This window comes from Streptomyces sp. NPDC044064 (genome assembly GCF_056434245.1).
The window spans coordinates 303,973-329,246 of sequence record NZ_JBWKFN010000003.1 but is presented as its reverse complement, the minus strand read 5'-3'; the positions used below and the strand labels follow the sequence as shown (position 1 = coordinate 329,246).

The 25,274-nt window shown below is 72.6% G+C and carries 20 protein-coding genes; 8 read left to right on the top strand and 12 right to left on the bottom strand.

The genetic code is table 11. The features are described from left to right. Nucleotides 1-61: 61 nt before the first annotated feature. Nucleotides 62-1,348, top strand: a complete 1,287-nt coding sequence (locus AC07DS_RS06965; RefSeq protein WP_479143353.1) for a DUF1266 domain-containing protein — start codon at nt 62-64, stop codon at nt 1,346-1,348. A 214-nt stretch (nt 1,349-1,562) separates the two neighbouring features. Next, nucleotides 1,563-2,906 (top strand): M14 family metallopeptidase, encoded by a 1,344-nt coding sequence (locus AC07DS_RS06960; protein WP_479143351.1) that lies wholly within the window; start codon nt 1,563-1,565, stop codon nt 2,904-2,906. Here AC07DS_RS06960 and AC07DS_RS06955 read toward each other — a convergent pair. From AC07DS_RS06955 to AC07DS_RS06930, 6 genes are all read right to left on the bottom strand, one after another. Further along, nucleotides 2,903-3,412, bottom strand: a complete 510-nt coding sequence (locus tag AC07DS_RS06955; protein ID WP_479143349.1) for a hypothetical protein — start codon at nt 3,410-3,412, stop codon at nt 2,903-2,905. The genes AC07DS_RS06960 and AC07DS_RS06955 overlap by 4 nt on opposite strands. 68 nt (nt 3,413-3,480) lie before the next feature. Further along, a complete protein-coding gene (locus AC07DS_RS06950; protein WP_479143347.1) occupies nt 3,481-5,046 on the bottom strand; it encodes an AAA family ATPase in 1,566 nt (521 codons plus the stop codon). Between the two features lie 70 nt (nt 5,047-5,116). Next, a complete protein-coding gene (locus tag AC07DS_RS06945) occupies nt 5,117-5,668 on the bottom strand; it encodes a hypothetical protein (protein WP_479143346.1) in 552 nt (183 codons plus the stop codon). Continuing rightward, on the bottom strand, nt 5,665-6,282 hold the full coding sequence (locus tag AC07DS_RS06940) for a hypothetical protein (protein ID WP_479143345.1): 618 nt from the start codon (nt 6,280-6,282) through the stop codon (nt 5,665-5,667). The genes AC07DS_RS06945 and AC07DS_RS06940 overlap by 4 nt, the downstream gene beginning before the upstream one ends. After that, nucleotides 6,279-8,486: a hypothetical protein gene (locus AC07DS_RS06935; protein ID WP_479143344.1), complete on the bottom strand. Its 2,208-nt coding sequence runs from the start codon at nt 8,484-8,486 to the stop codon at nt 6,279-6,281. Before AC07DS_RS06935 ends, AC07DS_RS06940 begins: the two co-directional genes overlap by 4 nt. A 61-nt stretch (nt 8,487-8,547) precedes the next feature. Then, nucleotides 8,548-9,012, bottom strand: coding sequence for a hypothetical protein (locus AC07DS_RS06930; protein WP_479143342.1), 465 nt, complete (start codon nt 9,010-9,012; stop codon nt 8,548-8,550). Between the two features lie 131 nt (nt 9,013-9,143). On the opposite strand from AC07DS_RS06930, the gene AC07DS_RS06925 reads away from it, so the two are divergent. Then, the gene (locus AC07DS_RS06925; protein ID WP_479143340.1) at nt 9,144-10,955 is read left to right on the top strand and encodes a caspase family protein; all 1,812 of its coding nucleotides are present in this window, start codon (nt 9,144-9,146) and stop codon (nt 10,953-10,955) included. Here the strand turns inward: AC07DS_RS06925 and AC07DS_RS06920 are convergent. The 4 genes from AC07DS_RS06920 to AC07DS_RS06905 are packed head-to-tail and all read right to left on the bottom strand — an operon-like array spanning nt 10,936 to nt 17,321. Then, the gene (locus AC07DS_RS06920; protein ID WP_479143339.1) at nt 10,936-15,072 is read right to left on the bottom strand and encodes a CHAT domain-containing protein; all 4,137 of its coding nucleotides are present in this window, start codon (nt 15,070-15,072) and stop codon (nt 10,936-10,938) included. The genes AC07DS_RS06925 and AC07DS_RS06920 overlap by 20 nt on opposite strands. Nucleotides 15,073-15,085: 13 nt before the next feature. Further along, complete coding sequence (locus AC07DS_RS06915; RefSeq protein ID WP_479143338.1) at nt 15,086-15,496, bottom strand: RidA family protein; 411 nt, start codon at nt 15,494-15,496, stop codon at nt 15,086-15,088. Further along, on the bottom strand, nt 15,493-16,257 hold the full coding sequence (locus AC07DS_RS06910; protein ID WP_479143336.1) for an IclR family transcriptional regulator: 765 nt from the start codon (nt 16,255-16,257) through the stop codon (nt 15,493-15,495). Before AC07DS_RS06910 ends, AC07DS_RS06915 begins: the two co-directional genes overlap by 4 nt. Further along, complete coding sequence (locus AC07DS_RS06905) at nt 16,254-17,321, bottom strand: sugar kinase (RefSeq protein WP_479143334.1); 1,068 nt, start codon at nt 17,319-17,321, stop codon at nt 16,254-16,256. Before AC07DS_RS06905 ends, AC07DS_RS06910 begins: the two co-directional genes overlap by 4 nt. 124 nt (nt 17,322-17,445) lie before the next feature. Between AC07DS_RS06905 and AC07DS_RS06900 the strand changes: the two genes are divergently transcribed. Then, entirely contained in the window at nt 17,446-18,723 is a 1,278-nt protein-coding gene (locus AC07DS_RS06900) for an alanine racemase (RefSeq protein WP_479143333.1), read from the top strand. Between the two features lie 16 nt (nt 18,724-18,739). Then, nucleotides 18,740-20,350, top strand: coding sequence for an N-acyl-D-amino-acid deacylase family protein (locus tag AC07DS_RS06895; RefSeq protein ID WP_479143331.1), 1,611 nt, complete (start codon nt 18,740-18,742; stop codon nt 20,348-20,350). 18 nt (nt 20,351-20,368) lie between these two features. On the opposite strand, the gene AC07DS_RS06890 is transcribed toward AC07DS_RS06895, so the two are convergent. Next, entirely contained in the window at nt 20,369-21,202 is an 834-nt protein-coding gene (locus AC07DS_RS06890; protein WP_479143330.1) for a trypsin-like serine peptidase, read from the bottom strand. A gap of 130 nt (nt 21,203-21,332) precedes the next feature. Then, entirely contained in the window at nt 21,333-22,070 is a 738-nt protein-coding gene (locus AC07DS_RS06885) for a hypothetical protein (protein ID WP_479143328.1), read from the bottom strand. Between the two features lie 126 nt (nt 22,071-22,196). On the opposite strand from AC07DS_RS06885, the gene AC07DS_RS06880 reads away from it, so the two are divergent. The 3 genes from AC07DS_RS06880 (at nt 22,197) to AC07DS_RS06870 (ending at nt 25,266) form a co-directional block, all read left to right on the top strand. Beyond that, nucleotides 22,197-23,408: a pyridoxal phosphate-dependent aminotransferase gene (locus AC07DS_RS06880; RefSeq protein WP_479143326.1), complete on the top strand. Its 1,212-nt coding sequence runs from the start codon at nt 22,197-22,199 to the stop codon at nt 23,406-23,408. A 98-nt stretch (nt 23,409-23,506) separates the two neighbouring features. Next, nucleotides 23,507-23,926 carry an SCO4983 family protein gene (locus tag AC07DS_RS06875; protein ID WP_479143325.1) on the top strand — a complete coding sequence of 140 codons (420 nt, stop codon included), beginning with the start codon at nt 23,507-23,509 and terminating at the stop codon, nt 23,924-23,926. 263 nt (nt 23,927-24,189) lie between these two features. Then, nucleotides 24,190-25,266, top strand: a complete 1,077-nt coding sequence (locus tag AC07DS_RS06870) for a hypothetical protein (RefSeq protein ID WP_479143324.1) — start codon at nt 24,190-24,192, stop codon at nt 25,264-25,266. The last annotated feature ends 8 nt before the right edge of the window (nt 25,267-25,274 follow it).

Below are 25,274 nucleotides of genomic sequence, written 5' to 3'. Positions count from 1 at the left end.
CCATAGCATGACCATGCAAGTCAAGTCGCCGCAGACGGCCATAAGTTGAAAAGGGCACGACATGTCGTTCGGTCCGCCAGCCGCAGGGTTCGAGCCTGCGACACCGCCGGCCTGGAATCCGCTCGGGTCGACTCCGCCGGCCTGGACTCCGCCGACGGCCCTCGAGCAGGCCCTCTTCGAGGCCAAGGCGCGTGAGGACTGGGCGGCGTACTTCGACACCCTCGCACGGCATCACCTCTACTTCGAGATACGGCGTGAAAAGTCGGATGCCGACCCGAGCAAGGTCCATCCCCTCTTCGGGCACGACCCCCGGGTTGCCGGCGGTCGCGTCTGGGCGGTGTACACCGAGGGCATGCTGCCCGCCCCGGAGCCGCACCGGGTGTTCGACCGGAAGTCGCTCGGGTGGTTCGCGCGGGGGTGGGAGCCCACGGACCCTCCGTGGGTCGTGGTCAATCCCGGCAGCCCCTGCGAGGCCTTTCTCCCGTCCGCGCCGCCGCACTCCGGGGCCTGGGCCCAGCATTCCGAACGGCACGGCGTGTCCTCGTGCGGTCCGGGGCTGCGCGCCCTGCGGGTCGGCGGGCCGCAGCAGGGTGCCGTGGCTCACGGACTGGCCTGCGGTGCTCTGCTCTTCGTGCGTTGCGGGCACCCTTGGAACGCCATGGCGTATCACGGCCACGGCTACCCCGAGGAGCGCAAGACGCTCAAGGAGTGGTGGGGCGTCACCAGTCGCGAGGAGTGGCAGGTCCAGCAGCGTGCCCTGCTCGATCCCGACGGCGCCAACCCGGTCTGGGAGTTCGCCCTGAACCTGCGTCGCACCATCGCCCGTGACTTCGGCGGCCATGTCGACACCGCCTACTGGCGCGACGCGGTCGCCCGGGTGCTGCGCGGTCCCTCCGATGGCGAGGTCGTCATCACCCCGGACGGGGTCACCAGCACCCCCGCCGGTCCGGATCCGGAGACCGAGGCACGCATCAAGGGTGTCCAGGCTCTCGTCGGCCGTATCACCCGCTACGAGGCACGTTTCCGGGCCGACGGCATCCTCGACGAGAACCGGTTCGTCAGTTCCGTGGACGCCTGGAACTTCGGGCGCGCATCGGGCATGGCCCGGTGGGGGCTGGGGGCCCGGTACTGCTCTCTGCAGGAGGCCGAGTCCGCCGTCGTCGAGGCAGGGCGGGTCGCGGCGCGGTCGTACAAGTCCTGGCGGGACTTCGCCGCCGGGTACATCCTCGGACGCTGTCTGCACTTCGATGACGAGGAGTTCGGCAGCTGGTACACGGACATGGTCGACGTCCACCGCATCCTGACGTCCGAACCCGACAGTCCCTGGCTCACCGTTCCCTTCCGGTGATGCCGGCGAATCCCACCAGCTCCGGCGAAGACGAAGGCGAAATCCGGCCGGTGCCGCTTTGGAAGCCTCTTGACCTGATCATGCCAACACTTCACCATGAGCGCCAACCCCCGCACAGCGGCCTCACAGCAATAGGCACGTCGCACTGACGCACCCCCAGCTCCACTCCCCACTTCCGGCGACCCCGGAATCCCTGGAGACCCAAGGAGAGTTCATGCGACTTCGTATCCGCGGCTCCGGCGTGCGCGGCGGCAGGCGTACCGCCGCACTCGGCGCCCTGCTGGCCCTCGCCCTCGCCGCCCCCGTATCGGCCACCGCCACGCACGCCAGCGCCGACGGCGTCCGGAGGGCCGCGCCGTCCGGTGACGACATCCGGCAGTACGAGATCCATCAGAGCACCACCCCCGTGACCCGTACGGCCATTCAGCAGACCGGCGTCACCGTCGACGAGGCCGACGAGGAGACCGTCGTCGTGTCCGGGCGGGCCGAGCAGATCGGCAAGCTGCGAAAGCTCGGGTACGACGTCACTCCGTTGGGGGCGGCACCCCAGCGGTCCGGGCTCCGGCTCTACGACTTCCCCAGCGCCGACTCGAAGTACCACAACTACGCCGAGATGAACGCCGAGATCGACCAGCGGCTGGCCGCCTACCCGAACATCATGAGCAAGCGGGTGATCGGGAAGTCGTACCAGGGGCGGGACATCGTCGCCATCAAGGTGAGCGACAACGTGGGGACGGACGAGGACGAGCCGGAGGTGCTGTTCACCTTCCATCAGCACGCGCGTGAGCATCTGACCGTGGAGATGGCCCTGTACCTGCTGCGCGAGTTCGGCGCCGGGTACGGGAGCGACCCGCGGATCACGAACCTGATCAACAGCCGGGAGATCTGGATCGTCCCCGATCTGAACCCGGACGGCGGAGAGTACGACATCGCCACCGGGTCGTACCGGTCGTGGCGGAAGAACCGGCAGCCCAACTCGGGTTCTTCGTACGTCGGGACCGACCTCAACCGGAACTGGGACTACAAGTGGGGCTGCTGCGGCGGGTCGTCGGGCTCGAAGTCGTCCGAGACCTACCGCGGTTCGGCCGCCGAGTCGGCACCCGAGGTGAAGGTCGTCTCCGACTTCGTGCGCAGCCGGGTCGTCGGCGGCAAGCAGCAGATCAAGGCCGGTATCGACTTCCACACCTACAGCGAGCTGGTGCTGTGGCCGTTCGGCTACACCTATTCGGACACGGCGACCGGGATGAGCGCCGATGACGCCGCCGCGTTCAAGGCCGTGGGGCAGAAGATGGCCGCGAGCAACGGGTACACGCCGGAGCAGTCGAGCGATCTGTACATCACCGACGGGTCGATCGACGACTACCTGTGGGGCGTCCACAAGATCTTCGACTTCACCTTCGAGATGTATCCGACGTCCAGTTCCGGGGGTGGGTTCTACCCGCCCGACGAGGTCATCGAGCGGGAGACGTCCCGGAACAAGGACGCGGTGCTGCAGTTGCTGGAGAACGCGGACTGCATGTACCGGGCGATCGGGAAGGCCGCCCAGTACTGCAGCTAGGCCTCTTCGAAGTAGGCGTCGAGGACCGCGTCCAGCTGGTCCTCCCACTCCTTGAAGCGCGCCCTGGCCGTCGCCTCGATCTCTATCGGGTACCAGCGGCGGTCAGGGGTGTGCACCGTGATAGTGAAACGCTTGCCGAAGCGGGGGGACTCCGTCTCGACCGCTGCGATCTCGTTCCAGCGGAACTCGCAGTTCTCCTCGTCCAGGCTGAGCCGGACACCACGGTGATCGGCGGCGAACTTGGCGCGGCGGTCGGAGGCCTCGAAGACGGGCCCGTCCGCGGGCTCCTGTTCCTCTGCCTCTTCCTCCGGCTTCGCCGGTGCCCCGGCCGCCGGGGCCTCTGGCTCCTGCTCCTGTTCCGGCTCCTCGGCAGGTTCCGGTGCCGCCGCCTGCGGCTCCTGCTCCTGCTCCGACTTCGCCGCCGGTCCGGTGAGCCCGGGAATGAAGGCCGGGTCGAATCCGGCGCCCTCGACGGGCTTGCTGCTCGATCCTATGCGCTGCTCCACGGCGGCAGTATGGACGACATTGCTGTGCCGGAACCAGTCGGACCACCCGACACACGGATCGACCCTGGTCACTCGTCCATGAAGACGATCCTCCGGGTACGGCCCCCGTCGCCCGGCACCGGCGTCACCGCCGCACGGCCCGCCGGTACCGCGCGCTCGCGGCCCCAGGCCCGGATCTCCTCGATCTGCTCGGGGTTGCTGACACTGAGCGGACGCACCTGGGCGAAGGTGTCCATGACGTACGAGTCCTTCAGCCGGGCGAAGCCGCCGCGGCGTACCGCCTCCTCGCCCACGTCGTGCAGGGCGGCCTCTATGTCGGAGCCGGCGAAGCCCTCGGAGAGGTCGACCAGACGGTCGAGCTGCTCGGGGTCGGGCTCGGCCTGGAGGTAGCGGTGGTGGTAGATGCGGATGATCTCCTTGCGGTCCTGGGCGTCGGGCAGGTCCACGAAGAAGAGTTCGTCGAAGCGGCCCTTGCGCAGCAGCTCCGGGGGCAGGCTGCGGATGTCGTTGGCGGTGGCCACGACGAACGCGCGGGACTGCGACTCCTGGAGCCAGTACAGGAACTGGCCGATGATGCGCTGCGGGACGCCGGACATGTCGTCCCGCCCGGCCAGGCCCTTCTCGATCTCGTCGATCCAGAGCACACAGGGGGCCACCCTGTCGGCCATCGCCAGGGCCTCGCGGAAGCGGCCCTCGGACTCGCCGAGGTACTTGCCGTGGATGCTGGCCATGTCCAGGCGGTAGAGCGGGAGCTGCCAGTCGTGGGCGATGGCCTTGGCCGACAGCGACTTGCCGCATCCGGGCACGCCGACCAGCAGCACGCCCCGCGGCGGGCGCAGGGCGGTGTGGCGCAGGTCGCGGGAGATCATGTCGTGCTTGCGTTCCAGCCAGGTGCGCAGGCCGGTCAGGCCGCCGATGGCGTAGTCGCTCTGCTTGAGGCTGACCCGCTCCAGGCCGGTGAGGTCGCTGAAGATGCGGTCCTTGGCCTGGGCGAGGCCGAGGACGTCCTCGCGACGGATGGCGCCCTTGGCGGCGATGGTCGCCATGAGGTTGACACACTCGGCCTCGGTGACGCCGTTCAGGAACTCGGCCGCGCGGCGGGCGTCCTCCTCGGTCCAGTCGATGGGGATGTGGCCGTGGTGGTCGCCGAGAAAGCCGCTGAGGATGCCGTACATCTCCTCGGAGTCGGGCAGGTCCAGGCGCAGGCTCATGCCGAGGCGCTGCAGGCCGCTCCAGATGGGGGTGTCCGTGATCAGGACGATGCTGCCCATGTTGCTGTCGGCGAGGCGGGCCAGTTCCGCGAAGTGGCGGGTGACCGGGGTGTCCGACTCGAGTTCGTCGGGGTCGACGAAGACGACGGTGGCGTTGGCGCGGCTGCCGAACTGGGCGGCCGCGAAGTCCATCGCGCCGGCCAGCGAACGGTCGTCCTGCACGGGCGCGTTGGTGCGCAGGTCGCGCAGGCCGGTGGCCCGGGTGTAGATCCAGAACGGCATGCTGCTGCGCCGGGACTGGGTGGCCGCCTCCCGCAACAGGCGCAGGGCGCGCTGCTGTTCGATGGTGCGCATCGCGATGACCGGGACGCGGGCGGAGATGTAGCTGTCGAGATGGCTGAGGCTCTCGGCGTAGTTCGACATTCGGGCCTTCTCGGAGGTGTTCGGGGACGGCGGGACGTGCGCGGCCGGCCGGGGCCCGCCGCTGTCCGCCTCAGCCGGGGACGATGCGGCGTCTGGGCGGGGCCGCGGGGTCGTACGCCCAGGCGTCCTGGGCCGGCCGCGCCGTGAGGGTGGCGGTCAGCGCGTTGTCCCGCAGGGTGCGGCGGCGGCGCTCGACCAGGCGGGGGTCGGTGCCGCGCCGGATCTCGGCGTCCAGGTTCCGCTCCAGCTGGGCCTGCACCTCGGTGATCTGGTTGTCGACCAGCTCGGTCAGCCGGGTGCGCAGGGACTCCGGGAGGCCCGGGTGGGCCGCCAGCCCGCGGACGGAGTGCAGGCCGGTGCGGGCCTGGGCGAGTTCGCGGCCCCAACTGAAGTCGTCCCGGCTCGCGTTCAGGGCACGGACGAGGTGTTCCGCCCAGGTGACCAGGCGCGTGTTCAGGGCGCCCGTGAGGTGTTCGGTCAGCCGGGCCCAGGTGTCGCTGTCGTACTGCTCCTCGGCGAGCGCGGGCAGCACGGCCGGATCGACGGGCTCCAGGGCCGCCCAGCGCCGCAGGAAGCCGGCCCAGGCCTGGTACGGCCCTCCGTCACCCCACAGCCCGCTCATACGGTGCTGCCCGGCCTGCGCACGACGGTCTCCCCCGGCGGCAACGGCTCCCAGTCCGGCAGCCCCTCCACGACCCGCCGAAGCCTGCTGGTGACCCGCTCCTGCTGCGGACGCCGTTGCGCGGCCCAGGGGGAGGACTGGGCACGGGCAGAGTCGACGGACGCGGCCCACGGGGAGGCGGCGGGCTGTTGGGCGGCGCCTGTGCCGGGTGGCGGCCCGGTGTGGAGGGCGGGGGCGGTGCCGACGGGCTGCCCGCTCTGGAGGGCGGGGGCGGTGCCGACGGGCTGCCCGCTCTGGGGGACGGGGCCGGCGCCGACGGGCTGCCCGGTCCGGGAGACGGCGCCGCCTGCGGCGGACTGCGGGGTGGCAGCCGCGCCGCCCCAGGGCGCCGCCGCCGGGGTGGCCCCCTGCGCGGGCACCGTGGCCCCGGGCTGACCGGTGGCGGCCCAGGGGCGCTCGGCTGCGGTCGCCGACGGAGGTGTCGTGGAGTTCCCTGGCGGCACAGTCCCCGCCTCGTGCGGCGCGGGGCGCGCGGCGTTCGCCCACGGCGACTCGTCCTGCGCGCCGCGCGGCGCCGGGCCGGGCTGGTGGGCGGGCGGCGGTGGCGTACTCATCGGGCGCTGTCCTCCTGGGACTCGGACGGGATCTCCTGGCCGGTGTTGTCCTCCGGCTCGGCCTCCTTGCGGAACGACGGCTCGGACGCGGAGGAACTCTCCGCGCGGGCCGACGAGCCCGACGCCGCGTCCTCCCGGCCCGACGCCCCGGAGGCGCCTCCCGGGCGGGCCGGGGGCACGGCCTCCCCCTGACCCGACCCCCCAGACACCGACTCCTCCCCCGGCCGGGCCCCGGAAGCCGCCCCCGAGCCGCCCCCGGACCCGGACCAGGCCTCCTCGCGAGCCGCCGGCTCGGACGAGGCCTCCGCACCGCTCGACGACTTCGCCGAGGCCCCCGCACGAGCCGCCGACTCCGACGAAGTCTCAGTGCGAGCCGCCGACTCGGATGCCGACGCCCAGTGCGCCGAAGGCACCGCCTCCTCCTGGGCCGGCTCCGCGGGCGCGGGCTGCTTGCGTACCGTGCGTCCCTCGAAGGGCGAAGCTCCTCCGCCCGCCGTCGGAAGCGTGGCGATCAGTTCGCGGACCTTGGCCTCGGCCTGGTCGGCCGTTGTGAACTTCTCGTACCAGTCGGTGAGTTCGGCGGAGGCGGCGCGGAGCTGGTGGAGGGACTCCGTCTTGGCGCGGTCCAGGAGTTCGCGGGCCGCGGCCTGGGCGCGGGCCGCGGTCTGGGCCTGGTTGCGCAGGACGAGGCCCCAGACGAGGGCGACGACGGCTGCCGCGCCGATCGCGAAGGCGGGCCAGTTGCCGGCGAGGAAGAGGAGGATGGCCGCGACGACGCCGGCCGGCGGGGCCGCCTTCTTCAGCCAGGGGAAGGCGAGCGCCTCGACGAACGGGCCCGTGCAGCGGTCCCAGTGGTCGCCGAGGGACTTCTCCAGGGCGGCCAGGGGCTGGGTGAACGAGCCGACCCACGTGGGCAGCTGGAAGAGCTGCGAGCCCACGGAGTGCGAGGTGGCGAACTGAGCCTGGACGTCCTGCGGCACGGCGGCCCGGTAGTCGCGGGTGTGGGCGCCGTGCGCATGCCGGAACCACTCGTGGCAGGCCGCGACGGAGAGCCGCTGGGTGGCCGGCGAGGTGCCGATGGCCTGCGGGTTGAGCGCGGCCGTGGTCTGCACGGTGAGGTAGTCGAGGGTCTCCTCGTACGAGGCCGCGTCCGCGTCGGCGGCCTTGCGGGCCGTGGTGAGGTCGCCGTCGTGGTCGACCACCGCCTGGTTGAAGGCGAGGTCGCGGCGCAGCGGCAGCTCCTCGTTGTCGTACTCGGAGACCAGCCGGTCGAGGATGTCGTCGACCGCGTCCTCGATGCGCTCGGACGGCTGGAACTCGCGGTCCATGATGGCCCGGTACTTGTCCAGCACGGGCTGCTGGCCGCGCGCGGAGGAGAGCACGCCGTCGAGGGTGACCCACTGCGGTGAGAGGGCGGCCAGACGCGGGAACTCGGCCGCCTGGGACGGACCACGCAGGGACTCCAGCTCGTCGCGCCAGCGCCGGACCTGCCTGGCCTGTGCGTCGGCGCTGTCCATCAGCTGGGAGCGCCACTCGGCGAGGGTGCGGTCCAGCAGCTCACGGCCGACCGGTCCGAACGCGCCCTGGGCGATGGCCTCCAGGATGACCGCGAACTCGCGGCCGAGCGCGGCCGGGTCCTGGGCGAGGAGATAGTGCCGCAGCCAGCGCACCGCCCCCTCGGAGCGGCCCTGGCGGCGCAGGACGAGCGCGAAGAAGAGGGAGGTGCGGTCGGGCGAGCGGCGGAAGGCCTCGTCGACCGCGCGCTCGCACAGGGTGCGGTCGTCGGCGGACCAGGAGGCGAGGGCGACCAGGGCGGGGGCGAGCCAGTAGCGGGGGGTCTGGAGCATCAGCTGGTCGCCGACCATCCGGACGTTGTCCTCCGACACCAGGCCGATGTCGAAGGCCTGGAGCATGCCGACCGCGGTACGGCGGACCGTCTTGTGGTGACCGAACTCGTGGTCGATCTTGTCCTCGATGGCCCCGATGCGGGTCTCGGCGCGCTGCACGTTCGCGGTGGCCTGCGCCTGCTGCACGAAGGCGAGGAACTCGTCGCGCAGCTGCTGGAGTTCGGTGCGGGTCTGCTGCTGGTTGGCCTCGACGGTGGAGACCTGGCCGGAGACGGAGCCGACCTGTTCGCTGAGTCTGATGACGAGGTTGCTGACCTCCTGCACCTGGCGGCGCAGTGTGTAGTCGACCTCGGACATGCGGAACTCCGTTCGAGTGCTGCGGGGTGAGCGGACAGGGGGACGGGACAGGGGTCAGGGCTCAAGGGCGGACTACGGTGCCGTCGTCCAGGACCGGCAGGATCAGGCCGTCGTCGTAGACCTCGACGTGGGCGTAGCCGCCGGAGCGGGCGAGCATGCGGGCCGCGGCGAACGGCTCGGGCATCGGCTCGGCCGGGGCGAAGTGCCGCACGATGACGTGGAAGAGGTTCAGCTGGTGGTCGACGTACGGCGGGCCCAGGTGGCAGCGTGCGACGAAGCCGAGCGGCACCGAGCCGTACGCCGTCGTGTACTGCTCGCGGACCCACTCGGCCAGCGACCGGCAGGCCTGCTCGTCCAGCCCCGCGTCGAGCCGGCCCACGGCGTCGAGCAGTTTGCGGGAGCGCGGTGTGTACAGCTCGCGGCGTACGACGCCGGGCGCCGGGCTCGCGGGCGCGGAGCCCGGCTGGATCCCCGGCCCCTGCTGTGCCGGCCGCACGACACGGCGCGGCCGTTCGGTGTACCCCATGTGTCCCCCGAGAGTCATGGGTGGTGAGCGGTTGTGCGATGCACGGAAGGCGAAGATTAGTGACGTCACGTCAAGAGTGCATCCCGGTAAGCCCGATTGACCCCTGAACGACACTGGCAGACTCTCTTCGCATGGGGAGGATCAAGGTGCTCCTGGTGGGCATCGACGACTATCCGGCTTCCGTGGCGAGCGCGCTCGGCGGCTGCGCGAACGACATCGCCGAGGCACATCGGCTGCTGACCGAGCTGGCGGGTGACCAGACGGACGTCACCGTCCTGTCGGACGCCGACGCGACCGTGTCCGCCGTGACGGACGCCGTGCTGCGGCATCTGGGCTCGGCCGGCCCCGGGGACACCGCGCTGCTGTGGTTCTCCGGGCACGGCACGCAGGAGGCCGCCACCGGGGACGACCTGCTGATCGAGGCGACGGGCCTGAACCAGGCACTGGTGTGCGTGGACGGTCCGCTGCCCGACAAGCGGCTGGGCGCGCTGCTGGACCGGGTCGCGGCGGGCGGTGCCCAGGTCACGGCGGTGCTGGACTGCTGTCACTCGGGGGGCGCGACGCGGGAGGCGGAACTCACCGCGCGGTACGCGCCGCCCCGGCCGGAGTGGGACTTCGGCGCCCGCGCGCACGGCGGACCGCCCCGGCATGTGCTGCTGGCGGCGAGCCGGCTGGACGAGCCGTCGTACGAGGGCTGGTTCGGGGGGCGCCGGCACGGGGCGTTCACCCATGCGCTGATCGGCGCGGTGCGCGCGGCCGGTCCCGGCGCCACGTGCCGCGAGCTGCTGGCGGCGGCCGCTGCCCGGGTTCAGCGGGCGGGCAGCACCCAGCATCCGGTGCTCTTCCCCGACCTGCCGGACGGTGCGGCGGACCGCCCGCTGCTGGGCGGCGCGCCCCGCACCGCGAGCCCGCACCTGCTGCGGTACGGCGCCGAAGGCTGGGAGGTGGACTGCGGCGCGGTGCACGGGCTCCGGGAGGGCGGCACCGAGGCGCGGGGCACCACCTTCGCGGCGCTGGAGGAGGGGCCCGGCCGGGGGGTCGTACGCGCGGTGGAGGTGTCGGCCGCGCGGACGCTGGTCGCGCCGGTGGACTGGGACCCGGAGCCGGAGCTGGTGTATCCGGTCGCGCTGTCGGAGGTCGCGCTGCCGCCGGCGAGTGTGACGGTGAACGGAACACCGGAGGAGCGTGCGTGGCTGGCCCGCGAACTCGGCCCGCTGGTGCGGCTGGTGGAGGGGCCGGAGGGGGCGTACGGGCTGCACTTCCAGGTGCGGGTGCGGGACGGGCAGGCGTACGTCCTGCGACGCGACGGCACCGAGTTCACGGCGCCCCTGCCCTTCGCGGCTCCCGGGGACGCCGAGCGGGTCGCGGACTGCCTGGCCCACCTCTCCCGCTGGCACCAGCTGCGCGACCTCGCCCCGCGGCCCTCGTTGCTTGACGGGCTGGTGGAGCTGGAGATCGTCCCGTGGGGCTCGGACGAGCCGCTGCGGCCGGACGGGTCCGGGGAGATCGTCTGCCCGTACACCCCGGGGCCGGCCGGGCCGCGCCCGCCGTGGGTGTCGATCCGGCTGCACAACCGCTCCCCCGAGCGCACCCTGTGGTGCGTCCTGCTCGACCTGACCGACGGCTACGCCTCCTCCTCGGTGCTGTATCCGGGGCACTTCATCGGTCCCGGCCGTACGGGCCACGCGCTGGACGGCGATCCCGTGCGGCTGTTTCTGCCTGCCTCCCTGGCCGCGGTACCGGGGGCGGAGGCCCGGGACTGGCTCAAACTGGTGGTGTCCGACCGGGAGTTGAACACGTTGCCGTTCCAGCTGCCCCCGTGGAAGACCGCCACCGGCCGCAGGATCCTGGGGCCCGTGCTGGGTGCGGCGGGCCGCTGGACGGCCGCGACCGTGCCGCTGCGCACGCTGGTGCCGGAGCCGGTCAGCGGCCCAGATGCGTGAAGCCGGCCCAGGCGCTCAGATCGTGCGGGTCGAGCCCGCGGGCCCGCTCGGCGAGGAACTCCGGGAACTCGGCCGGTAGTTCGCGGTCGGGGTTGAGCATCCACAGCTGTGTGCGGCGCAGGGCGCGGGCCGGTGGCTCACCGTGGGTGCGCAGGAAGTGGTGGGTGAGGTACATCAGCACCGAGGTCGCCTCGTCCGGGACCGGCCACAGCGAGCCGACGACCGAGCGGGCGCCGGCGGCGAGGAAGGCGGTGGCGAGACTGTAGGCCTCGTTGTGGCCGCGGCCCGAGACATGGCTGCGGCAGGCGGCGAGCAGCACGAGACCGAGCCGGTCGCCGCCCGCGCCGGTGATCTCCTCGGCCGCCAACTGGCCATCGTGCAGGGCGAGACAGGCGCTGCGGCGGGCGTTCTCGGCGACGGACGCGTGGCAGGCGAGATGCAGCACTCCCCCGTCCTGCGGCGACTCGCGCAGCCACCGCAGCACCTCGCCCGGGGTGCCGGGGCCGTCGGTGGGACCGGTCGTGCGGCGGCCCAGGAACCGGGCCTCGGGGTAGAAGGCGCGCTGCACGGCGTCGGCCTCCTCGCCCGCGTGGCGCAGGTCGCCGGTGGGGTTGCCGACGATCAGCGCGGCGCCGGTGTGCTCGGCTGCGGGGCGGGCGGCCACCTGGCACAGCAGGCGGGCCGAGGCGGCGTAGGAGATCTCGGCGGCCTGCAGCGCGTACTGCCGCCCACGCGGACCGCCCGGCTCCCAGGCCGCGTGCCAGGGCACGAGCCCCAGCCTGCCCATCGGCACCAGCACCAGCCGGGGCAACCTTCCGGCCGGCATCTCGAAGGCCTCCAGGAGGGGCCGCATCGCCGCGTACCAGGCCCACCCGCACAGCCGGTCGAGCCGGCCGCGGAGGGTGGTGGGCGCCGAGGGGCGCCAGCCGGGGACGGGGCCGAGGTCACGAGGGGCTGCGTCGCGGGTCAGGCCTTCCCCGGGCCCGTACTCCTTCAGTGGTGCCGCGTCCTCCGTCAGCTTCGGCAGGGGTACGGCGTGCACCGCGCCCTTCGACGTGACGACCAGGGCGGTGCCCGGGGTGTCCTCCGTGCTCGGTACCAGGTAGACCAGGGCGTCCTTGGTGAGGCTGCGCAGGGCCTCGGCGATCTCGTCGGGGGTGGGCGGGTCGAGGAGTCGTGCCTGGTGGGTGTCGGTGAGGGCGGCCAGGACTCGGCGCCGCAGGGTGCTGGGCACGGTGAGCGGGGTCCTGACGGCGGTGACGGGGTCGGCGGACGGTTCGGCCGCGTCGGCTCCGGCGGTCCGCCACTCGGCCGCCAGGCCGGTGTGTCCGGTGGCGGTGAGGAGGTCGGGGACGGTCGCCGAGGTGAGGGCCGCGTGCAGGACCAGGCCCCGGCAGGCGTCCAGGGCCTGGAGGGCCTCCTCGGGGCGGTCGTCCTTCAGGCACCAGCCGGCCACCTGCAGCGCCGCCCTGGTGGCCTGTGCGGCGGCGACCGTCGCGTGGTCGGTGCCGGACTGCAGCAGGGCGGCCCAGGCGTACCCGCGCAGGGACTTCAGGCCGAGGGCGCGGGCGCCGGCCCGGTCCCGGCGGTGCAGGTCGTCGCGGGATCGGCGGGCCTGGGCGAGGGCGAGGCCGATGTCGGCGTAGAGCCGGTGCTCTGGGCCGCCGGCCTCCGCGAAGGCGCCCTCCAGCAGGGCGATGCCCTTGGCGAGGCGCTCGCGGCGGCGCACCCGGTCGATCTCCAGCTCGGACAGGGCGCAGTGGGCGATGCCCATGGCGTTCGCGTAGCGCAGGCGGCTGTCGCTGCCCGGTTCGCACAGCTCGTGGGCCTCCCGGAGCAGGCCGACGGCCGTCGCGATGCCCGGCCCGTCCTGCTGCGTGAGGGCCTGTATGAACCGGGTCATGCCGCAGTCGCCGAGCACCCAGGCCCGGTGGTCGCGGGGCAACCGCCGTGCCTGGCGGCGCAGTTCGGCGGCGCTCGGACGGGCCGCGAGCGGCGGCAGCGGGGGTACGCCGAGGTGCTGGGCAAGGTTGTCGCGCCCGGAGCGGGCGTTCTCCAGGAGGGTGAGGATCTCGATGCGGGAGGGGTCCTCGTCGCCGAGCGTGGCGTGGCCCTCGGTGAGCGCGGCGATATGGCCGTCGGCGGCGGCCAGGTCGCCGCGCCGGACGGCGGCGTGCGCGTCGTAGCCGGCCTGCTGGAGGTCCATCAGGCGGCGCAGGTGCGCGGGCAGGGCGGGGTCGGAGCGCAGCCGCCGCCAGGTCGCGGCGCCGGCCTCCATGTCGTCGCCGGCGCCGCCGGTCTGGCCGCGCTGGGTCTGGGCCACGAACCGGGTGAGGGCCAGGCCGTGTTCGGCCTCTTCGCCGAGGCCGCCGTCGGCCTCCGCCCGGTCGAAGTGGGCGAGCACCTCGTCGAACCCGGCGCCGGAGCCGCTGCTCATCTCCTGGTGCAGCCGGGCTACACCGGCGACGGCGCTGGCCGGCCCCTGCCAGGCCGGGTCCCGTTCGGCCCGTTCCAGGACCGCCTGGGTCAGCTCCCGCCGGTGCTCGGCGGTGACGTAGGTGCCGTCGGGGTCGACGAGGGTGAGGTTGCTCAGCATCAGCGAGGCGAGCTGGGCCCGGCCGGGGCTGCCCGGTTCGAGGGAGCGCAGTCGGGCAAGGGCCTGCTCGAAGCCCTGGATGCGACGGCGGGCTCCGACGACGTCCCGTTCCATGCCCCGCAGGAACTCCTCCTCCCCGAAGTCGACGAAGGCCCGGCCCTCACGGAGGTCGTCGAGCAGGCTGTCCCACGTCTGCTTCATCCGCTCGACGTCGAGTCCCTCCGGGCAGCCGTCGGTCTCGGGCAGCACCCCGTGGTCGGCGAGGGTGAACCGGGCCCAGCCGTCGAGCATGCGGGCGGACTGGAGCATGTCGTGGTTGCCGGCCCCGGAGTCCAGGACGAGACCGGCGGCGCGCAGCACGTCCCGGGCACGGTCCGGCCGGGGGTCGTCGTGGTGCCGGGACTGCTGGAAGAGGGCGAGGAAGAGTGCGGTGGCGCAGATGTCGCCGTCCCGTTCCGGCCGCCAGGTGTCGACGGCCCGGCGGACCAGGGCGATCCCGCGGTCCCGGCCCTCGACGTCGTCACGGGCGGCGGCCCGCTCGTACAGCAGGCGCCCGAACATGTCCAGGTACTGCGGCAGCAGCTGGTCCTCGGCGCCGGGCCGCTCCAGCAGGCGGCGCAGCTCGACCTCGGCGGCCAGGCTCTGACCGACGTCCTTCCAGGTGGACCAGATCAGCGTCCGTACGAGGAGGGCGTTGACCTCGGCCTCGAACGCCCAGTCGGGTGCGGGTCCGCCCGCCCGGCGGGCCTCGGTGAGCGCGGTGTCGAAGGCATCCCGGGCGCTCTCCAGTTCCTCCCGGTCGACCCGCACCCGGCCGCGCACCAGCGCGGCCAGGCCCAGGCTGTAGCGCAGGTGCGGGACGTCGGCGGGCGGGGCGGTGTCGAGGAGGGCCCGGTAGTGGCGGGCCGAGGCGTCGGCGGCGTCGAGGTCGCCGTGGAGCAGGGCCCGCCGCATGAACAGGTATCCGGCACCGGCCTTCAGGTCGGCCTCCTCCTCGCTGCCGGGCTCCACGTCCTGAAGGGCGTCGTCGTGCCTGCGCAGCGCCTCCGCCAGCAGCTCGGCGGCGTCGGGGTCGGCGAGGCAGCGCAGCTTGGCGCACACGGCGAGCACATGCCGCCCCCACACGCGCTCCCAGGCGAAGTCGGGGTCCCCGGCGGGCAGCCCCTCCACCCCGGCCGCCAGCAGCCCGAAGGCGTCCTCCAGCAGGTGCCGCTCGCCCCGGTCCTCGTACTGCACGCCCCGCAGATGCCCGAACCTGACCTGCCAGGCCGACCAGAGCGGCTCGGTGCCCGGGGTGCGGAAGGCGTGCTCGAACGCCTCGACGGCCAGGGCGAGTTCCTCGTCCCGGCCGTCGTCATCCCGCAGCAGGTACAGCCGGTGGCTGAGCTCTCCGGCGTACCCGCACAGCTCGGCGGCCTGCGGATCACCGGTGGAGTACCGGGCCAACTCATCGAGTACGGCGTCGCGTTCGGCGGTGATGTCATCGAAAGGACCGGTCGGCCGGGAGGAGGAGAAGGTCACCCACCCATACTGCCTAGCCGAGCACCGCCAGCGCGTCGATCTCGATGAGGAGGCCGGCCGGCAGACCGACGTACACCGTGGTCCGGGCGGCGGGCGGCTGGGTGAGGCCCTGCTCCTCGAAGTACGCGTTGTAGATCTCGTTCATCTCGGCGAAGTGGTCCACGTCCGTCAGATAGACGCGGATCATCATCACGTCGTCCCAGCTCGCGCCGCCCTCTTCGAGGATCGCCTTGACGTTGGCCAGGGTCTGCAGGGTCTGCTCGCGCAGGGTGGGACCGGCCGGTGTCGGGGGCCTGCCCTCCTCGGCGGGCAGGAAGCCGACCTGGCCGGCGACCTGGAGGATGTTGCCCTTCTGCACGCCGTGGGAGAACTGCGCGGGCGGGGTGGTGTGGGTCTTCGGGGTGAGCGCGATCTTCTCGGTCATTCGGGGGTGCCCTTCACTGGCGTTCTTCCGGAGTACTCGCCGCTGATCGCGTCCGCGGTGCGGCGCACCTGCGGGAGCAGGGTGAGGAGTTCCTCGGCGGTGACGACGACGTTCGGCGCGGACACCGACATCGCGGCGACCACCCGGCCGTCGGCGCCGCGGACGGGGGCCGCGACACAGTTGATGGACTCCTCGTGGCCGCCGAGGTCGGTGGCCCAGCCCTGTTCACGCACCTGCTCCAACTCCCTCAGGAAGGCGGTGGCGTTGGGGGTGGAGCGGGCGGTGTACAGGGGATAGTCGAGCTTGTCCGCGAGGGCGCGGCGCTCGGGTTCGGGCAGGTCGGCGAGGAGCAGCTTGGCGACGGCGGCGACCGTGATGGCGACGGGCTTGCCGATGCGCGAGTACATGCGGACCGGGTAGCGGCTCTCGACCTTGTCGATGTACAGCACCTCGTTCTCCTCGTACACGGCGAGGTGGACGGTGTGGCCGCAGCGCTCGTTGAGGCGGACGAGGTGGGGGTGGGCGATCTCGCGGATGTCGAGGTTCTCCATCGCCTCCTGGGCGAGGGCGAAGAGGCGGGCGCCGAGGCGGTAGCGCTGGTCGGACTGGCGGTAGACCAGGCCGTGCTCGTGCAGCGTGCGCAGGAGGCGCAGCGCCGTGGACTTGTGGACGCCGAGCCGGCCGGCGACCTGGCCGAGGTCGGCGGGGCCCTCGGCGAGCAGCGGCAGGATGCTCAGGGCTCGGTCGACGGTCTGACTCATGGGGTGTTCGCCTCCTCCGGGGCCTCGTCGGCTTGCGTCCAGCCGGGGCCGAGTCGAAGTCTCCCCCATGCGTCGTCGTCCAGGGCGGCGAGCCGGTCGGCGTGGCTTCGGGCGGCCGGGGCGGCCAGGTCGCCGGGGGCGGTGAGGGTGGCTGCCGCCATGAGGTGGCCGTGCCGGAGGCGGTCGCGCACCGGAAGTCCGCGCAGGGTGCCGGAGAGGAATCCGGCGGCGAAGGCGTCTCCGGCACCGACGTGGGCGACGACAGCGACCCGCGGTGCCCGGACGGCGGTTGCCGTACCCGCGACGTCCTCCGCTCCGCCGGTGTTCCTGTCGAACGCGACCGCTCCACCCCTGCCCTGCTTCACGACCACGATCTCCGGCCCGGGCAGCGCCTCCACGATGGCCCGGCCGCCGTGCAGCCCCCAGGCCTGGCGCGCCTCGCCGTGTCCCACGAACACGATGTCGGCCGCGCGCGCCAGCTCCAGCAGCACCCGGGCGTCATCGGCGTCCCGCCACAGTCCGGGCCTGTGGTTCACGTCGAAGGAGACCAGGGGCCGCCCCTCGCCGGTCCGCACCAGCTCGCGTACGAGTTCCAGGCACCCCTGCGACAACGCCGCCGTGATCCCCGAAAGGTGCAGCACCCGCGCCGCCCGCACCGCCTCCATGTCGACGTTGTCCACGGTCATCGCGGAGGCCGCCGATCCCGCCCGGTAGTACGCCACCTCGTGCTCGTCCGTCGCCCGGTCCCCCGCCGTGCGGAAGTACAGGCCGGTCGGGCGTCCCGTGTCCCGGCGGACGTGGGCGACGTCGACGCCGTAGGACCCGATCGTCTCGACCAGGTGGTCCCCGAACCCGTCCGCCCCCACCCGGCTCACCCAGCGCGTGGAGTGGCCGAAGGCCGCCAGCGCGCAGGCGACGTTGGACTCGGCTCCGCCGGTCCCGCGCTCGAAGGAAGGGACGTCGGCGAGGCGGCCCGGGCGGGTGGGGAGGAAGGTGACCATGGACTCGCCGAGCGCCACGACGTCCACAATGTCGGGGGCCTTGCGGGCTCCGGTGGCGGTCACGATCGTCGTAGCTCCTCGGTGGTGGGAGTCCGTTGACCCCGCGTGGCCGAGATGTTAGACAGCAGCGAGCGACATGCGCAATGAACGTTGCAGATAATGCAACGCATCAGATGGGAGAGGCCTCATGGCCCAGGAAGCCTGTACCGAAGCACTCGCCCGACTCGCCGGGGAACGGGTCGACCACCGCTTCAAGGGCCTCCCGCCGGACGCCGTGGGCCTGACCGTCGCCGAGCTGGCCGCCCAGCGCCGCAACCTCTTCACCGACGGCTTCACCACCCCGGTGCTCGCGCTCTCCGCCGAACGCCTGGAGCACAACCTGCGGCTCATGGAGACGTACGCCGCCCGGCACGGCCTCGCCTTCGCCCCGCACGGCAAGACCTCCATGGCACCCCAGCTCTTCCGGCGCCAGATCGAGCACGGCGCGTGGGGCATCACCCTCGCGGTGCCGCACCAGGTGTGGGTGGCCCGGGCGTTCGGGACCGAGCGGATCTTCCTGGCCAACGAACTGGTCGACGCGGCGGCCCTGCGCCGGATCGCCGCCGACCTGGCGGCCGACCCCGGCTTCCGTTTCGTCTGCTACGTCGACTCCGTGCGCGGGGTCGAGCTGATGGACGCGGCCCTGCGCGGCGCGGCCCGCCCGATCGACGTCGTGGTGGAGCTGGGCGCGGGCGAGGGCGCCCGTACTGGCGTGCGCACGGAGGCGGACGCGCGGGCGGTGGCGGACGCGGTGGCGGGTGTGGAGACGCTGCGGCTGGTGGGCGTGGCGGGCTACGAGGCCCAGGTACCCGGCGCCGCCCCCGGGCCGGTACGGGCCTGGCTGGGCCGGATGGTCGCGCTCGCCGCGGAGTTCGACAAGGCCGGGCTGTTCGCCGGGGCCGAGGAGATCGTGGTGAGCGCGGGCGGCAGCGAGTGGTTCGACGCGGTCGCCGACGTCTTCGCGGACATCCCCGAGCTCTCGCTGCCCGTCCTCAAGCTGCTGCGCTCGGGCGCGTACGTCTCGCACGACGACGTGCACTACAGCAGGCTCACCCCGTTCAACCGGGTGCCCGAGGAGGGCGCGCTGGAGCCCGCGTTCCGGCTGTGGGCGCAGGTCGTCTCCCGCCCCTCCCCCGAGCAGGCCTTCGTCAACGCGGGCAAGCGGGACGCCGCCTACGACCTCGACCACCCGGTGGCCCACGTGGTGCGCCGGGACGGCCGTGAGCACCCGGCGGCCGGCATCGAGGTGACCGCCCTGTCCGACCAGCACCTCTGGCTGGGCACCGGCCCCGAGGCGGACGTCGAGGTCGGTGACTGGATCGGCTTCGGCCTGTCCCACCCCTGCACGTCGTTCGACAAGTGGCAGCTGATCCCGGTGGCCGAGGCGGACGGGACGGTCGTCGACTTCATCCGTACCTTCTTCTAGAGAACCGGGGAGTGCCGTGGAAGACCTCGTCATCCGTGACGCGGACGTCGTCGACGGCAGCGGTGCGGACTCCTACCGCGCCGATGTCGTGGTCGACGGCGGCCGGATCGTCTCGATCGTCAAGGAGGCCGCGGCGGCGGGCTGCCAGCGGCCCCGCGCGATGCGCGAGCTGGACGCGGAGGGGCTCGTCCTCTCCCCCGGCTTCATCGACATGCACGCCCACTCCGACCTGGCCCTGCTGCGCGACCCCGACCACAGCGCGAAGGCCGCGCAGGGGGTCACACTCGAAGTCGTCGGCCAGGACGGTCTCTCCTACGCGCCGGTGGACGACCGCACCCTGGAGGAGGTCCGGCGGGCGATCACCGGCTGGAACGGGTACGGCGACGATCTCGACCTGAACTGGCGGACGGTCGGCGAGTATCTCGACCGGCTGGACCGGGGCATCGCCGTCAACGCCGCCTACCTCGTCCCGCAGGGCACGGTCCGCGCGCTCGCCGTCGGCTGGGAGGACCGCCCGGCCACGCCCGCGGAGCTGGACCGGATGCGGCAACTGGTGGCGGAGGGGCTGGAGCAGGGCGCGGTCGGCCTGTCCTCGGGACTGACGTACACGCCGGGGATGTATGCCGCGGACGCCGAACTGACCGAGCTGTGCCGGGTGGTGGCGCAGTACGGCGGCTACTACTGCCCGCACCACCGGTCCTACGGCGCCGGCGCCCTGGAGGCCTACGCCGAGATGGTGGCGCTGACCCGGGCGGCGGGCTGCCCGCTGCATCTGGCCCACGCGACGATGAACTTCGGCGTGAACAGGGGCCGGGCGCCCGAACTGCTGGCCCTGCTCGACGAGGCGCTGGACTCCGGCGCGGACATCACGCTGGACACCTACCCCTACACCCCCGGCTCCACCACCCTGGCCGCGCTGCTGCCGAGCTGGGCGGGCGAGGGCGGTCCGGAGCGGGTCCTGGCCCGGCTCGCCGACCCGGCGACGGCCGCGCGGATCCGGCACGACCTGGAGGTGACCGGCGCGGACGGCTGCCACGGCGTGCCGGTGGAGTGGGAGACGATCGAGATCTCCGGCGTGACCTCGCCGGCCCTGGCGGACCACGTCGGCCGTACGGTCCGGGAGTCGGCGGACCTGCGCGGCGAGAGTCCCTGGACGACCGCCCGCCGGCTGCTGGTCGAGGACCGGCTCGGCACGACGGTCCTGCAGCACGTCGGCCACGAGGAGAACGTCCGCACGATCATGCGGCACCGCGCCCACACCGGTGGCTCGGACGGCATCCTGCGGGGCGCCAAGCCGCACCCGCGGGCCTACGGCACGTTCCCCCGCTATCTCGGCCACTACGTACGGGAGTTGGGCGTACTGACGCTGGAGGAGTGCGTCGCGCACCTCACGGCGCGGCCCGCGGCCCGGCTGCGACTGCCGGACCGCGGGCTGGTGCGCGAGGGTTACCGGGCCGACCTGGTGCTCTTCGACCCGCGGACGGTGTCGCCCGGCGCCACCTTCGCCGAGCCCCGCACGCTCCCGACCGGGATCCCGTACGTCCTGGTCGACGGCAGGTTCGTCATCGAGGACGGCCGGCGGACGGACGTGCTGGCGGGCCGGGCGGTGCGCCGTACACCGGTGTGACCGCCCGGCCCGGAGGGACTACGGCTTGGGCAGGGTGCAGCCGGAGGCACTCAGGTTGAGCTTGTTGCCGGTCGTGAAGCAGGCCGGGATCTGGTAGGTCTCCTCGGCGTAGTTGATGCCCTGGCGGACGGTCACGTTGCCGCTCTCGTCCACCTCGCACGGGTTGTTCTCGGTGCAGCTCTCGCCGTCCTCGTTGCCCGTGTTGTTGACGGCGACGACGTTGCCGGTGGCCGTGTCGATCACCGGGGAGCCGGAGGTGCCGCCGATGGTGTTGCAGGCGGAGGTGTAGCGCATCGAGTCCTTCCAGGTCCAGCCACCCTCCTTCAGCCGGTACACGAACCCGTCCACGTTGCAGCTGTAGGTGCGCTTCCAGTAGCCGGAGACGACCTTGACGGCGGTGCCGGTGGCCGGGTGCGTGTTCTGCACGGTGAGCGGGCTGATGCCGTACGAGCTCTTGATCGCCGCGTAGGTGGTGGTCAGCCGGTAGATCGTGACGTCCGTGTCCGTCATGGTCGAGTAGACGACCTGGTTGGCGCGGAGCGTGGCGATCCGGCTGCCGGAGGCGTTCAGGAGGCCGAAGCTGCGGCTGGAGGACTGGCCGGTGATGACCTCGCCCGGGTCCGGGAAGCCGGTCTCCAGGCAGTGGCCGTTGGTCATCACGAGCGCCGGGTCGCTGTCCGCGGAGTTCGGGAAGCGGATGACGGAACCGGAGCAGTTGCTGAGCGAGACGGTGCCGGCGTAGGTGACGGTCACCGCCTTTGCCGTCTTGGCCTGGGGCGCGGCGACAGCGGGGGTCGCGCCGAGCCCGGCGATCGCCAGGGCGGACAGCGAGGCCAGGAGAGGCTTGTTCATGTGGGGGTCCCCTCTGCAGACATAAGCGACCGGAGATCTTCCGGCCGCCCACTGTCTTGTCATGAGCATTCTCATGAGAGGGGCATGGGTGGGCAAGGAGTTGTATGCGAACTGTTTTACCGACGGGGCGTCAATTCTGGGAATCCTGGGACCATCTGGGCTTCCTGCCGCCACCCCGGCCGTGCCCGTGGCCGCCGGGCACGGCCGTCGTCGCGGTCGCCGACGGGACCGTCGACGGGGTCGTCGCGGTCGGTGCGGGGGCGGCGGAGGTCTGCGCGCCCGGAGAGGCGGCCGGGCCGGCCGGAGAGGCGGCCGGGGGCGCGCCGGACGTGGGCGCGGAGGACGGCGAGGTCCCGCCCGGGGCGCCGGAGCCGGCCGTGGCACTCGGCGCGTCGCCGTCCTTCCGCGTCGTCGCGGCACCGGAGTCACCGGAGGAGACGCGGCCGCCCTTCGCGGGCTGCTGTCCCGCCGGGGAACCCGAGCCACCCGTCAGACCGGCGACCACGGCGACGACACCGGCCGCCCCGAGGACCCCCGCGACGGCCACCCGGCGCCGGCCGCCCTGCTTCCTGCGGCGCCGGAGATCGGCCCGGCCACCGCCCGGCACGTGAGGAGGCGACCCGGCGGGACCGTCCGGCACGGGCACCGCGGGCATGGCGGGCACCGCGGGCATGGCGGGCACCGCGGGCAGCTCACGGGTCTCGTCGTAGGCGTTCTGCCAGCCGTGGGCGGCGGCAGGGTCGGCGTACTCCTCGTACGACGGCGCCGGGGCGGCATGCGGGTGGTACACGTTCGACGGCACCCCCGGCTCGCCGCCCGCTCCGTGCGCGCCGTACGTCTCCGCCCCGTGCTCACGATCGGTGGACATGGGCGGGAATTGTAGAGACGTGTGTGACTCCTGAGACAGCTACCGGCGATAACAGCACAAAGCTCCGAGTCTCACGTGTTGGAAAACACGGCCCGTGAGGCGTTACCGGGCCGTAAGCTCACGGTCATGCAGGTGATCCAGTCGACCAAGCTCTCCAACGTCTGTTACGAGATCCGGGGCCCGGTTCTCGAGGAGGCTATGCGCCTGGAGGCAGCAGGTCACCGCATCCTGAAGCTCAACACCGGCAACCCGGCCGCCTTCGGCTTCGAGTGCCCGCCGGAGATCCTCGAGGACATCCTCCGCAACGTCTCCACCGCGCACGGCTACGGCGACGCCAAGGGCCTGCTGGCCGCGCGCCGGGCGGTCGTCATGCACAACCAGACCCTCGGCATCGAGACCGACGTCGAACACGTCTACATCGGCAACGGCGTCTCCGAGCTGATCGTGATGGCGATGCAGGGCCTACTGGACGACGGCGACGAGGTCCTCGTGCCGGCCCCCGACTACCCCCTGTGGACGGCGGCCGTCTCCCTGTCCGGCGGTACGGCGGTGCACTACCGCTGCGACGAGCAGTCGGACTGGATGCCCGACCTCGCCGACGTCGAGCGCAAGGTCACCGACCGCACCAAGGCGATCGTCATCATCAACCCGAACAACCCCACGGGTGCGGTCTACGACGAGGCCATGCTCAAGGGACTGACGGACATCGCCCGCCGGCACAACCTGCTGGTCTGCTCCGACGAGATCTACGACAAGATCCTCTACGACGGCGCCACGCACACCCCGACCGCCAAGGTCGCCCCCGATCTGCTCACGCTCACCTTCAACGGCATGTCCAAGGCCTACCGGGTGGCCGGCTACCGCGTCGGCTGGATGTCGATCTCCGGCCCCCGCGCGCACGCCGACTCCTACATCGAGGGCCTGACGGTCCTGGCCAACATGCGGCTGTGCGCCAACATGCCGGGCCAGCACGGCGTGGTCGCCGCGCTCAGCGGGCGCCAGTCGATCAACGACCTGGTGCTGCCGGGCGGCCGGCTGAAGGAGCAGCTGGACGTCGCCTACGAGCTGCTCACCCAGATCCCGGGCGTGACCTGCGTACGGCCCAAGGGCGCGCTGTATCTCTTCCCGCGCCTCGACCCCAAGGTCTTCAAGATCAAGGACGACCGGCGGATGGTGCTGGACCTGCTGCGCCAGGAGAAGATCATGGTCGTCCAGGGCACCGGCTTCAACTGGCCCGAGCCCGATCACTTCCGCGTGGTCACCCTGCCGACCGCCGGCGATCTCCGGGACGCGGTGACCCGGATCGGGAACTTCCTGGACGGCTACAGCCAGCCGTAGCGGACGGAGACCGGCGGACCGCAGTCCGTGACACGACTCAACTTTAGACGAAATCCAAGCTAGGATGGTTTCCTGTCAGCGCACAGGAGGCCATCCCCATGTACGAACCGATCCGCACCAAGTCGGTCCACAGCACGATGGCCGGCACCCCCTCCGACTTTCCGCACCGGTCGCGCGAGGAGGAGCTGGACATCCAGCTGGCCGGACACCTCTCCGCGCTGCTCGCCGTCACCGACGACCTGCGCGCCCTGATGCCGTCGGCCGGTCTGGACGCGGCTGCGGAACGCCTCGCCCGCGAGATCGGCCGGCTGCGGGGAGGACGTGCGCCGTTGCGCGCGACGCCCACCGCGGCCGGTGACCCCGCCGCCCTTCACCGGCGCGCACACGCCCTCGCCGGCCGCGCCCTCGTGGTCGCCGCCTCCCGGGCGGACACCGCGGCGGCGATCCTCGCGGCCGAGTGCATGGACGCGCACGCCGCCGCCCTGGCCGACCCGAAGGAACTCAGCGCGGCCCACTGACCCCGCCTCAGGGGTCCCCCGATCGGCCCCGGTCCGCGTGTACCCGCAGCGACGCGCGGACCGGGAGCCATGCACTGCGTCGGCTTGAGCCGGGGTGCGCTTCGCCGTAGGGGCTTGTGTCCTCTTGCGGCTGACGGCTCGTCGTGGTTTCTCGCGCAGTTCCCCGCGCCCCTTGGGGGCGTTGCAGGGCCGGGGCCGGTATGTCACCCCCCGTTCACCGTCCGCCGCGGGGAATGTTGGGTTCCGCGAGCACAGTCCCCGGCGTGAGACGTATCGCTGGAATCGTCCTCGCGGTTCTGCTGATCGGTGGCGTGGTGGCCGCCGTCGTCGCGGGCCGGCACGGGGAGGACAAGGGCACGGCAGCGAAGACCGTGCGGGGAGTGATCGGTTCGGAGAAGGCGGACTTCTTCGCCGATCCCGATGTGGTGAAGGCCCTCGCCGCCAAGGGCTACACCGTGAAGACGGAGGCGTCGGGGTCCTGGGCCATGGAGGGTCTGGACCTGAAGGGGTACGACTTCGCCTTCCCGTCCAGCCAGGCGCCCGCCGACCAGCTGGCCGCCAAGTACCACGTGCAGGAGCCGCTGCCCCGGCCGTTCTACTCGCCCCTCGTGGTCGTGGCCCACCGCAGTGCGGCCGACGTGCTGGCGGCGGGCGGCCTGGCCACGCTGGACGGGAAGAACCGGGGCACGCTGAAGATGGCCGCCTACCTGGACGCGGCCCGGCACAACCGGACCTGGCAGCAGCTCAAGGGCTCCGCCGGTCACGGGGAGCTGACCGGCACGCTGTACATCGCGAGCACCGATCCCGAGTCCTCCAACTCGGGCGCGCTGTACCTGGCCGCCGCCTCCTACGTCGCGAACGGCGGCAAGGTGACCGCGAGCAAGGCCGACCTCGACCGCACCGCACCCCTGCTGCACCAGCTGGTCAGCGTCCAGGGCGCGCAGCAGTCCAGTACGGACGCGGTCTTCCGGGACTTCATCAGCGGTGCCGGAAACCCGCTGGTGCTCGTGTACGAGTCGCAGGTCGCCTCGCTGCTCGCGGACCAGCACACCGTGGACGACCTGGTGGTGCTCTACCCGGACACCACGGTCAACAGTGACCACACCGTCGTGCCGCTCGACGCGAACGGGCGTGCGCTCGGGGAGCTTCTCAGCACGGACCCTGCCCTGCGCAAGCTCGCCGTACGGCACGGGTTCCGGCCGCAGGGCGACGCCGCCGAGTTCGTCGCGGCCACCGCGGACCGTGCCGCCTACCTGAACCAGAAGCTGACCGGCGTCCGGCAGGCGCCCGTGCCCACCTCCGCGGTGCTGCACGAGATGGCCCGCCGGGCGCGCGGATGACGGGGGAT

What these genes read in the sequence shown, in the direction of transcription:
- AC07DS_RS06880 (WP_479143326.1), top strand. Translation starts at nt 22,197, where the DNA reads ATGCAGGTGATCCAGTCGACCAAGCTCTCCAACGTCTGTTACGAGATC.
- AC07DS_RS06885 (WP_479143328.1), bottom strand. Translation starts at nt 22,070, where the DNA reads ATGTCCACCGATCGTGAGCACGGGGCGGAGACGTACGGCGCGCACGGA.
- AC07DS_RS06945 (WP_479143346.1), bottom strand. Translation starts at nt 5,668, where the DNA reads ATGAGCGGGCTGTGGGGTGACGGAGGGCCGTACCAGGCCTGGGCCGGC.
- AC07DS_RS06950 (WP_479143347.1), bottom strand. Translation starts at nt 5,046, where the DNA reads ATGTCGAACTACGCCGAGAGCCTCAGCCATCTCGACAGCTACATCTCC.
- AC07DS_RS06925 (WP_479143340.1), top strand. Translation starts at nt 9,144, where the DNA reads ATGGGGAGGATCAAGGTGCTCCTGGTGGGCATCGACGACTATCCGGCT.
- AC07DS_RS06960 (WP_479143351.1), top strand. Translation starts at nt 1,563, where the DNA reads ATGCGACTTCGTATCCGCGGCTCCGGCGTGCGCGGCGGCAGGCGTACC.
- AC07DS_RS06930 (WP_479143342.1), bottom strand. Translation starts at nt 9,012, where the DNA reads ATGGGGTACACCGAACGGCCGCGCCGTGTCGTGCGGCCGGCACAGCAG.
- AC07DS_RS06900 (WP_479143333.1), top strand. Translation starts at nt 17,446, where the DNA reads ATGGCCCAGGAAGCCTGTACCGAAGCACTCGCCCGACTCGCCGGGGAA.
- AC07DS_RS06875 (WP_479143325.1), top strand. Translation starts at nt 23,507, where the DNA reads ATGTACGAACCGATCCGCACCAAGTCGGTCCACAGCACGATGGCCGGC.
- AC07DS_RS06910 (WP_479143336.1), bottom strand. Translation starts at nt 16,257, where the DNA reads ATGAGTCAGACCGTCGACCGAGCCCTGAGCATCCTGCCGCTGCTCGCC.
- AC07DS_RS06915 (WP_479143338.1), bottom strand. Translation starts at nt 15,496, where the DNA reads ATGACCGAGAAGATCGCGCTCACCCCGAAGACCCACACCACCCCGCCC.
- AC07DS_RS06965 (WP_479143353.1), top strand. Translation starts at nt 62, where the DNA reads ATGTCGTTCGGTCCGCCAGCCGCAGGGTTCGAGCCTGCGACACCGCCG.
- AC07DS_RS06890 (WP_479143330.1), bottom strand. Translation starts at nt 21,202, where the DNA reads ATGAACAAGCCTCTCCTGGCCTCGCTGTCCGCCCTGGCGATCGCCGGG.
- AC07DS_RS06940 (WP_479143345.1), bottom strand. Translation starts at nt 6,282, where the DNA reads ATGAGTACGCCACCGCCGCCCGCCCACCAGCCCGGCCCGGCGCCGCGC.
- AC07DS_RS06935 (WP_479143344.1), bottom strand. Translation starts at nt 8,486, where the DNA reads ATGTCCGAGGTCGACTACACACTGCGCCGCCAGGTGCAGGAGGTCAGC.